General features: G+C 43.5%; 12 protein-coding genes, 1 rRNA gene and 1 other annotated feature (1 of these 14 cut by a window edge). Of the genes, 1 reads left to right on the forward strand and 12 read right to left on the reverse strand.

What is annotated here, in order from left to right; translation table 11 throughout:
• Window positions 1-92: a binding site (T-box leader), on the reverse strand (it extends 153 nt beyond the left edge of the window).
• Window positions 93-205: 113 nt separating this feature from the next.
• The 4 genes from gltX to NV379_RS24600 form a co-directional block, all read right to left on the reverse strand.
• Window positions 206-1663, reverse strand: a complete 1458-nt coding sequence (gene gltX, locus NV379_RS24585; RefSeq protein ID WP_258209992.1) for a glutamate--tRNA ligase — start codon at window positions 1661-1663, stop codon at window positions 206-208.
• Between the two features lie 58 nt (window positions 1664-1721).
• Window positions 1722-2204, reverse strand: coding sequence for a 2-C-methyl-D-erythritol 2,4-cyclodiphosphate synthase (gene ispF, locus NV379_RS24590; RefSeq protein WP_258209993.1), 483 nt, complete (start codon window positions 2202-2204; stop codon window positions 1722-1724).
• Complete coding sequence (gene ispD, locus NV379_RS24595) at window positions 2201-2911, reverse strand: 2-C-methyl-D-erythritol 4-phosphate cytidylyltransferase (protein WP_258209994.1); 711 nt, start codon at window positions 2909-2911, stop codon at window positions 2201-2203. Before ispD ends, ispF begins: the two co-directional genes overlap by 4 nt.
• A 61-nt stretch (window positions 2912-2972) precedes the next feature.
• Window positions 2973-4037 carry a PIN/TRAM domain-containing protein gene (locus NV379_RS24600; RefSeq protein ID WP_506737382.1) on the reverse strand — a complete coding sequence of 355 codons (1065 nt, stop codon included), beginning with the start codon at window positions 4035-4037 and terminating at the stop codon, window positions 2973-2975.
• 150 nt (window positions 4038-4187) lie between these two features.
• Here NV379_RS24600 and NV379_RS24605 point away from each other — a divergent pair, with 150 nt between their 5' ends.
• A complete protein-coding gene (locus tag NV379_RS24605) occupies window positions 4188-4583 on the forward strand; it encodes a DUF1573 domain-containing protein (RefSeq protein WP_258209995.1) in 396 nt (131 codons plus the stop codon).
• A gap of 73 nt (window positions 4584-4656) precedes the next feature.
• Here NV379_RS24605 and pssA read toward each other — a convergent pair whose 3' ends face one another.
• From pssA to NV379_RS24645, 8 genes are all read right to left on the reverse strand, one after another.
• Window positions 4657-5394 carry a CDP-diacylglycerol--serine O-phosphatidyltransferase gene (gene pssA / locus NV379_RS24610; RefSeq protein WP_258209996.1) on the reverse strand — a complete coding sequence of 246 codons (738 nt, stop codon included), beginning with the start codon at window positions 5392-5394 and terminating at the stop codon, window positions 4657-4659.
• A 63-nt stretch (window positions 5395-5457) separates the two neighbouring features.
• Window positions 5458-6540: a DNA integrity scanning diadenylate cyclase DisA gene (gene disA / locus NV379_RS24615; RefSeq protein WP_258209997.1), complete on the reverse strand. Its 1083-nt coding sequence runs from the start codon at window positions 6538-6540 to the stop codon at window positions 5458-5460.
• Between the two features lie 36 nt (window positions 6541-6576).
• A complete protein-coding gene (gene radA / locus NV379_RS24620) occupies window positions 6577-7944 on the reverse strand; it encodes a DNA repair protein RadA (protein ID WP_258209998.1) in 1368 nt (455 codons plus the stop codon).
• 187 nt (window positions 7945-8131) lie between these two features.
• Window positions 8132-10576: an ATP-dependent protease ATP-binding subunit ClpC gene (gene clpC / locus NV379_RS24625; protein ID WP_258209999.1), complete on the reverse strand. Its 2445-nt coding sequence runs from the start codon at window positions 10574-10576 to the stop codon at window positions 8132-8134.
• A gap of 46 nt (window positions 10577-10622) precedes the next feature.
• Window positions 10623-11687, reverse strand: a complete 1065-nt coding sequence (mcsB, locus tag NV379_RS24630; protein WP_258210000.1) for a protein-arginine kinase McsB — start codon at window positions 11685-11687, stop codon at window positions 10623-10625.
• Between the two features lie 30 nt (window positions 11688-11717).
• The gene (mcsA, locus tag NV379_RS24635; RefSeq protein WP_258210001.1) at window positions 11718-12248 is read right to left on the reverse strand and encodes a protein-arginine kinase activator protein McsA; all 531 of its coding nucleotides are present in this window, start codon (window positions 12246-12248) and stop codon (window positions 11718-11720) included.
• 19 nt (window positions 12249-12267) lie between these two features.
• On the reverse strand, window positions 12268-12726 hold the full coding sequence (locus NV379_RS24640) for a CtsR family transcriptional regulator (RefSeq protein WP_258210002.1): 459 nt from the start codon (window positions 12724-12726) through the stop codon (window positions 12268-12270).
• Window positions 12727-13017: 291 nt separating this feature from the next.
• Window positions 13018-13204, reverse strand: a 23S ribosomal RNA gene (locus NV379_RS24645); the annotation flags it as partial.

Consider the following 13204-nt stretch of genomic DNA (forward strand, 5'->3'; position numbering starts at 1 on the left):
TAGACGACTTCCAGCGCAAGGTGCAGGAACACCTCGTTCGCCCTCTCTGTAAACCCTGACATAAGCGTACTTTTCCTATTCATAGCTATTGTTGTTCTTTATTCATGGCGTATGTGGTGTGAAGATAAACCTGCTAGCAGATATCATCGAAGCCTCTTCACCACTCACACACTTGGATTGATTTAGTATAAGCGAAAGTTACCCTTTATGCCAAGGCTTTCTGCAAACGCGCGATAACTTTTTCTTTTCCAAGCAAATGAATCGTCATGTTTAGATCACGACCATGTACTTGACCTGTAAGCCCAACACGGATTGGCATGAATAGGCCTTTGCCCTTCGTACCCGTCTCCGCTTGTACTTTCTTAATAAGAGGTTGAATGTCTGCCGCTTCAAAAGTCTCAGAAGCTTCGACTTGTGCTAAGAATGAACGTAGTACCGCAGGTACCTGCTCTTCTTGCATGACAGCTTCGCCCTCTTCTTCCATTGTGAACCCTTCACTGAAGAACATTTCGGACAGACTCACGATATCTGCACCGAAGCGTAGCTGCTCTTGATATAGACCAATTAACTTCACAGCCCAATCACGAGTTGCTTCATCCAGTTCAGCTGGCAACAGACCTTCTTTTTGCAAATGAGGCAATGCTAATTCAACGACACGCAGGAGCGGCGCTTTCTTGATATAGTGATTGCTCATCCAGTTCAACTTATCCATGTCAAATACAGCAGGGCTCTTCAATACACGATCTAAATCGAATTGCTCGATCAGCTCATCCATTGTGAAGAACTCTTCTTCGCCAACCGGTGACCAACCGATAAGCACGATAAAGTTCACAACAGCCTCAGGCATGTAGCCAAGTTCATTATATTGATCAATAAATTGAATAAGTGATGCATCACGCTTACTCATTTTCTTGCGATTCGGGTTCAGAATTAGCGACAAATGAGCAAACTCAGGCAATTCTTGGCCTAATGCTTCATAGATCATAATCTGGCGCGGTGTATTCGTTAAATGCTCCTCAGCACGAATGACTGTACTCATCTTCATCATATAGTCATCCACTACAACAACAAAGTTATACGTTGGAATACCATCTGGACGCATGATGATGAAATCACCAATACCGTTCGTCTCAAACTCCACTTCGCCACGTACTTTATCCACAAATTGAATCACGCGATCACGTGGTACTTTGAAACGAATCGACGGCTTGCGACCTTCTGCTTCAAATTGTGTACGCTGCTCAAGCGTCAGATTACGACATTTACCCGAATACATCGGCATTTCGCCGCGCTCTTCCTGTTCTGCACGTTCCTTCTCTAAGTCACTCTCTGTACAGTAACAAGGGTAAGACTTATCTTCTTGCACCAATTGGTCGACAAGTGGACGGTAAAGATCAAGACGCTCCATTTGACGGTATGGACCATAAGGACCCCCAATATCAACAGACTCATCCCAGTTAATACCTAACCAACGAAGACCGTTTAACTGCGAATCAATGCCGCTCTCCATGTGTCTTGTCTGATCTGTATCTTCAAAACGGACGATGAATGATCCGTTGTTCTTACGAGCTAATAAGTAATTAAAAAGTGCTGTACGAGCGCCACCGATATGCAGTAGACCCGTTGGACTTGGTGCGTAGCGCACGCGAACCGGTTTTGTCATGGTATTTCCTCATTTCTCCTAATGTTGTAAGCACGAACCTGTATCTATCGATAGCCAATCATAGCATATCTTTCACTAAACAAACAACAGATTGCGCAGCAATACCTTCCCCACGACCCGTGAATCCTAGCCACTCTGTTGTTGTTGCTTTTACATTCACTTGATCAACGTCAGCATCTAGTGCTTCTGCGATAATTTCAGCTATTTGCGGGATATAAGGTGCCATCTTCGGCTTCTGTGCAATAATCGTGGAATCGATATTCCCCAATTTGTAGCCGCGTTCGCGTACCATTGCCCAAACGGCTTTGAGCAATTTTAAGGAATCTGCATCCTTAAATTCTGCATCTGTATCTGGAAAATGCTTGCCGATATCCCCAAGGGCAAGCGCACCTAGGATCGCATCCGTCACCGCGTGAAGCAGAACGTCTGCATCAGAATGGCCTAATAGTCCCTTTTCATAAGGAATATCAACACCCCCAATAATACACTTGCGTCCCTCTACTAATTGATGCACATCAAATCCTTGTCCTACTCGAATCATAATAAAGCCTCTCCCCTCACATTGTGCAAAATCCACTCCGCCCATGGTAAATCTTCTGGAGTCGTTATTTTGATATTATAATAATCACTTTCTACAACTTGAACCGTTACGCCTAATCGCTCAACCAACATCGCATCATCTGTGCCTACAAAATGGTCTTCAAACGCAAGGCGATGCGCTTCTTTAAGTAACGACAGTCGAAAAGCCTGTGGGGTCTGAATCGCCCACAAGCTTCTACGGTCAGGTGTAGACTGAATCCCACCCTGCTCATTTACAACTTTAATTGTATCTTTAACTGGCACAGCAAGCACGGCTGCCTCATGTTTCATCGCTTCCTGCCAGCATGCTTCAATATGTTCTTCTGCTACAAATGGTCGTACGCCGTCATGCACAAGCGCCCAGTCCACATCACTTGGTAAATGATCAAGACCTGCTCGAACAGAGTGTTGGCGCTCTGAACCACCTGCAATTACATGTTCATGGCTCAGCTTCGTTAACCCATACTGCTGAATATAAGTTTGGCAACGAGCCACATCCTCTTGTCCAACAACGAGCACGATCGAATCAATCGCCTTCATCTGATTGAGGCGCATGAGCGTATGTACAAGAATCGGTTTACCGCCAAGGAGTAAATACTGCTTACTTTCTGCAGTTCCCATACGCGATCCCCGACCTGCTGCTACCACAACAATGCCTAGCTTTGCCATCTTAACCCCCGGTATATCCATCTTATTGTGTAGAATATTTCCTATCACAATCATACAAGGATTACTGGGCTTTTTCCAATAGTTTCGGTTTGGCAAAGATCATTCTTCCAGCTGAAGTCTGAAGAACGCTTGTCACCATGACTTCCAGCATCATGCCAATAAAGTCACGTCCACCTTCTACAACAATCATCGTCCCGTCATCTAAGTAAGCAACACCTTGTCCATGTTCCTTACCATCCTTAATCACCTGAACGAGAATCTCTTCACCTGGCAATACAACCGGCTTGATTGCATTCGCAAGATCATTAATGTTCAGAACCGCAACTCCTTGCAGTTCACATACTTTGTTTAAGTTAAAATCATTCGTAATAACACTCCCGCCAAGCACTTTGGCGAGTTTAACAAGTTTGGAGTCTACCTCCGACACATCTTCAAAGTCACCTTCATAAATCAGCACTTTAACGTCCAATTCCTTCTGGATTTTATTCAAAATATCGAGACCTCTACGTCCACGATTACGTTTGAGTAAATCTGAAGAGTCCGCAATATGTTGTAATTCTTCGAGCACGAACTCTGGAATCACAAGTGTTCCTTCGATGAAGCCTGTTTTACAAATATCCGCAATACGCCCATCAATGATGACAGAAGTATCCAAAATTTTGTGTTCAGCAGTCGGTTTAACAGAAGGTGCGCCGCTGACTTGTAGTTTTATTTTACCTAACCACTGTGAAATTTCTTCTTTCTTGCTATGTCCAATTCGCAGCCCCAGAATTCCAAGCAGTGCAGTGACTACAAGAGGAAGTATAGGCTCAACCCCAACGAGATGCTGTAACGAAGGGAACAATAATACCGATATAATCAACCCTGTAACAAGACCAGCCGTACCAGAGAATAATTCTCCAACTGAAACTTGTGAAGCCGAAATTTCACCGTACTCCAGCAGTTTAGCTACGATGCGACCTACTCCAGCTCCAATTGCAAACATTCCAATTACCATCAATAATTTCACAACAAGAGCTTGTCCACTGCCTTCCGAAATAAAAAGTGCATGAACGATGGGTTCACTCCATTGATACCCATATAAACCACCCATAATTGCACATAACATTCCAATCCATTTTTTCAAGGCAGACTCACCTCCTACAATTTTTGGTTCTATTTTGTTCCATCTCTTTATAATTATGGTCCAAAAATTGTCTCGGTAATCATAAAAATTGAAATAATACCCAGCTTCTTATATAATAAGTAGCAACGAATATCAAAAGAGGTGAATGGATTGAACGCGATGACACTTAAACAATTTCAGGACCAAGTCTCTGATTTATTGCTCCGTCACCGAAGCTTACTTGATGTCCTATCTAAATTCCAACAATCCGGTGCGGCTGTCAACCGCTCTGTCATTAAATCGATTACGGAATGCGGATGCGTAGAAGTTAATGCTTCCAAACAACCTTACACACCTGATATGTCCCTTGAAGAAGCGCAAGAGAGCATAAGAACTCACATGCATGGTCACTTGTGCGAGCACTGTTCAGAAGTTGTCCGCTCCGAGATTGGTAAACACATCTTCTACTTGTCGGCACTTTCCAATCTACTTGATGTTGATCTTCAAGAAACGTTGCAGAAAGAATCTCAGAAATGTACCACTCTTGGATTATTCAATATGTCTTAACAAAAAAAGATGTCTTAACAAAAAAAGCATTTATCGCTCCACATTCGGAGCAATAAATGCTTTTATTTTTGTCTTAAAAATTTAATTTTTGATTCACGTCTTCGGATTTTTCGCTGCGTTTTTTTCTGCGCAGTTTTGTGAAGACTCCATCAACGTTTTTTTTTAAGCCCAAGAGCGCATAGAGCAGCAAGAGAACTAAAATTCCGTTGGAAATGTATGTTGGGAATTGAAGCGCTAAGAAGATCGCAACCCCAATTACAATCGGTGTGAACCAAATTGCTGCTTTTGGAATGCCTGATTTCTTGAAGTTTGGATATTTTAAACGGGACACCATTAAGTACGATAATAATACAGTTGCAATAACTGTTACTGCCGCTGGCACATCAGCGTGGAATAACGCTAAAGTACTTAGGATACCGCCTGCTGCTGGAATTGGCATACCGATAAAGTAGCCTGGTGTACCTGCAACAACGTTAAATCTTGCTAAACGAATCGCTCCACAGATTGGGAAGATCGCTGTTACCGTCCATGCAAGCATTGGGTTTAGTTCTGTAAATGCTACATAGTACATGATAAAAGCAGGTGCTACACCAAACGAAATTACATCAGAGAGAGAATCGAGCTCTTTACCAAATTCACTTTGTACATTAAGTGCACGAGCTACTCGACCATCAAGTCCGTCCAAAAGCATCGCAATGATGACAAGTACAGCTGCACGATCAGCATGATCGTTAAACACGAGAATGATCGCTAGCACTCCAAGAAATAAATTACCTATTGTAAAAACACTGGGCAATGATTTTTTTATCATTATTGTCACCTCTAAGTTCTACTGTTCCCTAAACGAAAGATCAATATTACGATTGTATGCAAATTAGATATGTCTGTCAATGAACACTTGCTCCTGAATTCGTTTTAGCCCTTCTTTAATAGCACGAGCCCGAACCTCACCAATTCCGTCCACTTCATCCAAATCTTCAATGGTCGCAGCAACAATTTGCGGCAAATGTCCGAACTCTTCCACCAAGTTATGAATAATAACCGATGGCAATCTTGGGATCTTATTCAGGACGCGGAAGCCGCGTGGAGAAACCTGCTCATCTGCAATCGAATTCGTATGAAGGAAACCTAGTAATCGAATAATATGATGCGCATCAGGCAGCTCATCGCCATTGGATACACGTGTGAGTCCAGCGAAAGCTTCTTTTACTTTCTCATCTGTCAGTTCACGTACATAATCTTTAATTATTAACCGTGCTTCTGATTCCATGTTACCCGCCATCTCTTCGAGCTGCATGGAGATGAGTCTTCCTTCTGTACCTAATTCATTAATAAATTTATTGATCTCACCTTTTATACGTAATACAACCTCAATACGTTGCAGTACATGAATAATATCATGCAAAGTTACAAGTTCTTCGAACTCAGAAGCACCTAAATTCGTAATCGATTGGTCAAGAACGGACTTGTAACGCTCTAACGTCTGAATTGCTTGATTCGCTTTCGTCAGAATGACACCGATGTCTTTAAGAGAATAGCGCAAGTTGCCTTGGTATAATGTAATGATGTTTCTTCTTTGTGAGATTGATACCACAAGTCTTCCCGTTTGCTTCGCTACTCGCTCTGCTGTACGATGCCTGATACCAGTCTCAGTTGAAGCAACATCTGGGCTTGGATTCAGCTGCGCATTGGCATACATAATTCGCTTGCCATCTTCACTTAAGATAATCGCGCCGTCCATCTTGGCAAGTTCATATAAATAAGCAGGCGAAAAGTCACAATTAATTGAAAATCCACCATCGACCACGCTCATGACTTCGTCATCGTACCCAAGCACGATGAGGGCACCGGTCTTCGCACGAAGAACGTTCTCTAAGCCATCCCGCAGCGCTGTACCAGGAGCCACAAACTGCAGCAGCTGGCTCATGACATCCCTTTTTATTTCCTCTTTACTCATGTTGTTTCCTCCTGAAACTTAAATAGCCTCTAATCTTTAATCAAATGCCGCTTTTAATGCCTCGGCCACTGTATTAACCCCGATCAACTGTATTCCTTCAGGATGCTGCCAACCCTTCATGCTCTTCTCTGGTAGTATAACCCGGCGGAAGCCTAACTTCTGCGCTTCCTTCACCCGCTGATCTATTCGAGACACGCCGCGCACTTCTCCTGTTAACCCAATCTCACCGAACACAACATCATAAGGCTGTGTAGGCCGTTCTTTCAGTGAGGATGCAATCGCAATCGCGACAGCTAAATCAACTGCCGGTTCATCTAGCTTTACGCCGCCTGCCACATTGAGGTAAGCATCTTGATTTTGCAAAAACATACCGATTCGCTTCTCGAGTACCGCAATAATTAACGATAACCGATTATGATCAACCCCTGTTGCCATTCGTCTTGGCGCTGGGAAGTTTGTTGAAGATACAAGCGCTTGAATTTCGACCAAAATGGGACGTGTTCCTTCCATCGAAGCAACAACCGTTGAACCTGCAACTCCAAGTGGACGCTCGGATAAAAATAATTCTGAAGGATTATTCACTTCCACGAGTCCCTCTTCACGCATCTCAAAAATTCCAATTTCGTTCGTCGATCCGAATCGATTCTTCACCGCTCGCAGAACACGATAGCTGTGATGACGGTCCCCTTCAAAGTAAAGCACACAATCCACCATGTGCTCAAGGAGCCTAGGTCCTGCAATTGCTCCTTCTTTAGTCACATGTCCAACGAGTATCGTTGCAATACCCTTGGTCTTGGCAATTCGCATGAAATGTCCTGTACAATCACGCACCTGTCCGACCGTTCCCGGTGCTGATGTATTCGCAGGATGATAGACCGTCTGAATCGAGTCAATCACTAAGATATCCGGATCAATATCGGTAATGGCCTCTTCGATATGATCCAAATTCGTCTCACACAGCACAAACAAAGATGCTGCAATGGTGCCTAATCGATCTGCACGAAGCTTGGTCTGCTTAATCGATTCCTCACCCGATATATAGAGAACTTTCTGACCTGCAGCTGCTAAGGAATGCGAGGTTTGCAGCAGTAATGTCGATTTTCCAATACCCGGATCCCCGCCGACAAGGATCAATGAACCTGGAACAATACCTCCGCCGAGCACACGATTGAGCTCCTCATTCGATGTCACTACACGAGGTTCAGGACTACTCTCTATATCTATGATCGAAATTGGCTTTTCTTTCGTTCGCAAAAAAGATGTTCCCACACCTTGTGTCTTAACAACCGACTCTGTTTCTTCAACCATTGTGTTCCAGTTCTGACAACTCGGACACTTTCCCATCCATTTCGGTGATTCGCAGCCGCACTCCCCACATACAAATTTCGTTTTCGTTTTACTCAATTACGATGACGCCCCTTTTCTCTGCTACGCTTACTTTTTCCGTTCTATACATACCCTTCAAAGTTTACCATTTCTAAGCCAGATATAAAAGCAAAACCATGCAATGATTTTTTTATCTGACGAAATCAATTCACACAAAAAAATCCAGGAGAATGATCTCCTGGATTTCATAATCTAATACACAATTTTACGATTGAACCGTAACGCCTTCGTTGCGTAGGACGACAAGTTCACCCTCTTTTTCATCAATGGTTACCGAATCGCCCTTCACGATATTGCCTCTAAGCAATTCTTCCGACAAGCGATCTTCAATATGCTTCTGAATCGCTCTACGAAGCGGTCTTGCTCCATAAGTTGGATCATAACCCTCTTTTGCAAGGAACGCTTTGGCCGAATCCGTCAGAGCAAAATCAATATTCTGCTCCTTCAAGCGCTTGTGCAATTGATTCGCTAAAATTGATACGATCTCAGCAATGTGCTTCTCATCTAAGGAGTGGAACACGATGATCTCGTCAATCCGGTTCAAGAACTCTGGACGGAACGATTTCTTCAGTTCACCCATAACTTTATCCTTCATGTTGTTATAGTCGCGACCGGAATCCTGTACAGCTGTGAATCCCAGCGACGAGTTCTTCTTAATCGCTTCCGCACCAACATTAGACGTCATGATGATAAGTGTATTTCTAAAGTCAACAGTACGACCTTTGGAGTCCGTTAGGCGACCATCCTCCAATACTTGAAGCAAGATATTGAACACTTCAGGGTGTGCCTTCTCTACTTCATCAAGAAGAACAACGGAGTATGGCTTGCGACGTACTTTCTCTGTCAATTGACCGCCTTCGTCAAATCCAACATATCCTGGAGGCGCACCTACTAAACGTGCAGTGGAGTGCTTCTCCATGTATTCGGACATATCAATGCGGATCACTGCATTCTCATCACCGAATAGTGATTCAGCGAGTGCGCGAGCAAGTTCAGTTTTACCAACCCCAGTTGGTCCTAAGAATATGAAGGAGCCCATCGGACGCTTCGGATCTTTAAGACCTGCACGGGAACGTCTAACCGCACGGGATACAGCTTTCACTGCTTCTTCTTGACCGATTACACGTTCATGAAGAATATCTTCCATCTTGAGTAGACGAGCTGTCTCTTCTTCTGCAAGCTTGGAAACTGGAATTCCAGTCCAAGAAGCAACGATCTGAGCAATGTCCTCTGGTGTAACTTCTGTATCCAGACGACCTTGTTTCTCTTTCCACTCATTCTTCGTGCTGTCGAGCTCTTCACGCAGCTTCTGCTCCGTATCACGAAGGGATGCTGCTTTCTCGAACTCTTGGCTTTGAACAGCCGCATCTTTTTCCTTACGAATATCTTCAAGCTTGTTCTCAAGCTGTTTAAGTGAAGGCGGGATCGTGTAAGAGCGAAGTCTCACTTTGGAACTTGCCTCGTCAATGAGGTCAATCGCTTTATCCGGTAAGAAACGATCTGGAATATAGCGATCCGACAATTTCACTGCTTCTTCAATCGCTGCGTCCGTAATTTTCACACGGTGATGCGCTTCATAACGATCACGTAGTCCGTGAAGAATTTGAATCGCTTCATCTGGAGATGGTTGATCCACCGTAATCGGTTGGAAACGACGCTCAAGAGCTGCATCTTTCTCAATATATTTGCGATATTCATCAAGTGTCGTAGCACCGATACATTGAAGTTCCCCACGCGCAAGCGCTGGTTTCAAGATATTCGAAGCATCAATCGCCCCTTCAGCACCACCAGCACCAATGAGCGTATGAAGCTCATCAATGAACAAGATAATGTTCCCTGCTTGGCGAATCTCATCCATGATCTTCTTCAAACGATCTTCGAATTCCCCACGGTACTTCGTACCAGCTACAACAGAACCCATATCTAAAGTCATGACGCGCTTATCTTTGAGCGTCTCAGGAATCTCGTTCAAAATAATACGTTGTGCCAATCCTTCTGCAATTGCAGTTTTACCTACACCCGGCTCACCGATTAGAACAGGATTGTTCTTCGTACGACGGCTAAGTACTTGGATGACGCGCTCAATTTCTTTTGCACGACCAATTACCGGATCTAAATGACCTTCCTTCGCATATGCCGTTAAATCACGAGCTAAGGAATCAAGTGTTGGTGTACTTACATTCGAGCTATTCCCATGAGAACTGGATACGACTTCGCTAGAACCTAGCAATTGCAACACTTGCTGACGTGCTTTATTAAGTGAAACGCCAAGGTTGCCTAGAACTCGAGCGGCTACACCTTCACCTTCACGGATAAGACCAAGAAGAATATGTTCTGTACCTACATACGTATGACCTAATTTACGTGCTTCATCCATCGACAACTCGATTACTTTCTTGGCACGTGGTGTGTAAGCGATATTCGTTGGCTGCTCTTGCCCTCTACCAATGAGAGATTCGACTTCGTCTTGAATTTTCTCAAGACCTAGGTTCAAGGCAATTAGCGCTTTCGCTGCAATGCCATCCCCTTCTCGAATAAGACCTAACAAAATGTGCTCAGTACCAATATTATTATGACCTAGACGAACTGCCTCTTCTTGTGCGAGAGACAGCACCTTCTGTGCTCTTTCTGTAAATCTTCCAAACATCATAATCGTTGCACCTCCAATGAATACTTATATTTAAAAATAGATCGAATTACTTAGTTCCAGTTAATTGATCGCGGATAATTTGTGCCCTGCGTATATCTCTTTCTTCTGCCGATAGCTTAACTCCTGCAATCTGCTGTAAAAAACCAGGTTGTGTCATGACAAGAAGTTCATTGAGTGCTGTAGCAGAGACATTCTCGATAATGCCTAGTTCAATGCCGAGCCTCACATCTGACAAGCGCTGAGCGGCTTCCTTCGAGTCCATAATGGCTGCATAGGTGAGAATCCCCAGGGAACGTGAGACCCGGTCGATAATGCGAGTTTTCATATCCAGCATCAATTTACGACGCTCTGCACGCTCATGCTCAATAATTTGTCTAGCAACACTATGCAAATTATCAATGATCTCATCTTCGGATTGACCTAGCGTGATCTGATTGGATATTTGAAAAATATTACCCACCGCTTCGCTGCCCTCGCCATACAAACCGCGAACAGCTAAACCCACTTGTTGGACTGCAGATAAAATACGATTGATCTGCTGCGTTAACACGAGTGCCGGCAGGTGCATCATCACGGATGCTCGAATTCCTGTGCCCACATTAGTTGGGCAGCAAGTTAAATATCCCTTTTTCTCATCGTAACCATAATTAAGCTGTGCTTCAAACACATCATCAATCTGAGATGCCAAGTCCCAAGCTTCTTTCACTTGGAAACCTTGATATAAACATTGTATGCGTAGATGATCCTCTTCATTGACCATCACCGATACAGATTCTTGTTCACTAAGCACAACAGCACCATTTCGAGAATCATTCGCTAAATTAGGAGAGATCAAATGCTTCTCAACGAGCACTTTCTTCTCCAATTCATTTAATTCAGATAAAGGTACGATGGTGAAATCACCAATTGTCCCAAGCTCTTCACTATTTACAGCATCGGTCACTTGATTCAATACTTGTTCAGACTGCGCATTCGTCGCAAGCATCGGAAAAGGAACGCCGCGCAAATTACGTGCAATCCGTACTCGCGAAGAGATCACTACATCAGAGTCAGGACCATCTCCCTTCATCCAATCACTTAATGCCTCACGAGTAAATCGTTCATATGCCATACCTTTGCCTCCTCCAACTGCTACGATGGATTACCCTTCTTGCTCGGATATTTTCTTCTCGATTGCGCGAATCTCATCTCGAATTTTTGCAGCATGTTCGAACTCTTCACGCTCAATGCGTGTCATCATGTCTTTCTTGAGACCTTCAATTTCTCGTTTATGTTTAATGAGTCCACCAGATCGTTTCGGTACTTTTCCGACGTGAACGGTATTCCCATGAACTCGCCTTAATACACCATCTAATTTTTCTGCAAAATTATTGTAGCAATCCACACAACCAAGACGACCTAATTTCGTGAATTGCGTATACGTTAAACCGCAGTGATCACAGTGAATCGTAGGTGCAGCTTTTGCTGCAAAGCCATTTGCTCCATTACTCATATCAAAATCAAGCAATCCCGATAGTAAATTATGAATCGAGAACCCATTTGTCGTTCCTGGCAACAGATCGCCTTTTTCCCTGGCGCATGAATCACAAAAATGGAATTCTGTTTTCTCACCATTCACGATTTTTGTAAAATGCAAGGAAGCCGGTTTTTTACCACATTCTTGACAGATCATAGGTCTACTCTCCTTACCCCTAACTTAATAAAGAAATTAACATGGCTTTCAAAACTCTTGCTCGCAGTTGATCACGTACAGGTAGCTTTACTTGCAACGTTTCTCTAGAGATCGCTGCCTGCATGAGATTCGCTTCTCTTACTGAGATATGACCACCATCTTTAAGACGGTAAATTAACCCCTCTGAAGAAGATTGATCAATCTGATCTTGTATCGTCTGGAAAATAAAATCTATAATTGACGCATGCGATTGCAAGCACAATTTCTGAATCCGAATATAGCCGCCACCACCGCGCTTACTTTCGACTAAATAGCCTTTTTCTAAAGTGAACCGTGTAGAGATTACGTAATTGATTTGTGAAGGAACACATTGAAACTCCTCAGCAAGTTCATTACGCTGAATTTCAACGGCTTGATCGGGGCTCTGCTGCAATATTTGTTTCAAATATTGTTCAATGATTTCGGATACGTTACGCACCCTTCCCCCTCCTTTCCGTTTGAAGCTTAATTGACTTTGACTTTCTTTGACCTTGAGTACATTATAATCAATCTTGCAACAATTGACAAGGGTGGAGTTGGAAATCCATATCTACATTTAGTATGAGACAAGTGAAGGGAGTCTATACGAAATTACAGCTATATAAACAAAAAAAACCTGTATCACTTATGTGATTACAGATTCTTATAACAAACACTATGGTTTGTACCTTGAAAACTAGATGCGAATTGAAGAATAAAGCGGTTTTTACGAAGTAAACTTCGTAAGTATTTAGATAAGCCCTCGACCTATTAGTATTGGTCAGCTCCACACGTTGCCGCGCTTCCACCCCCAACCTATCAACCTCGTCGTCTACAAGGGGTCTTACTAATTGGGAAATCTCATCTTGAGGGGGGCTTCGCGCTTAGATGCTTTCAGCGCTTATCCCCTCCGTACATAGCTACCCAGCGGTGCTCCT

This window comes from Paenibacillus radicibacter (assembly GCF_024721995.1).
GTDB lineage: Bacteria > Bacillota > Bacilli > Paenibacillales > NBRC-103111 > Paenibacillus_AM > Paenibacillus_AM radicibacter.

Coding starts and splice junctions, on each gene's coding strand:
- gltX (WP_258209992.1), bottom strand. CDS start 1,663: ATGACAAAACCGGTTCGCGTGCGCTACGCACCAAGTCCAACGGGTCTA.
- mcsB (WP_258210000.1), bottom strand. CDS start 11,687: ATGGCATATGAACGATTTACTCGTGAGGCATTAAGTGATTGGATGAAG.
- pssA (WP_258209996.1), bottom strand. CDS start 5,394: ATGATAAAAAAATCATTGCCCAGTGTTTTTACAATAGGTAATTTATTT.
- clpC (WP_258209999.1), bottom strand. CDS start 10,576: ATGATGTTTGGAAGATTTACAGAAAGAGCACAGAAGGTGCTGTCTCTC.
- mcsA (WP_258210001.1), bottom strand. CDS start 12,248: ATGATCTGTCAAGAATGTGGTAAAAAACCGGCTTCCTTGCATTTTACA.
- ispF (WP_258209993.1), bottom strand. CDS start 2,204: ATGATTCGAGTAGGACAAGGATTTGATGTGCATCAATTAGTAGAGGGA.
- disA (WP_258209997.1), bottom strand. CDS start 6,540: ATGAGTAAAGAGGAAATAAAAAGGGATGTCATGAGCCAGCTGCTGCAG.
- ispD (WP_258209994.1), bottom strand. CDS start 2,911: ATGGCAAAGCTAGGCATTGTTGTGGTAGCAGCAGGTCGGGGATCGCGT.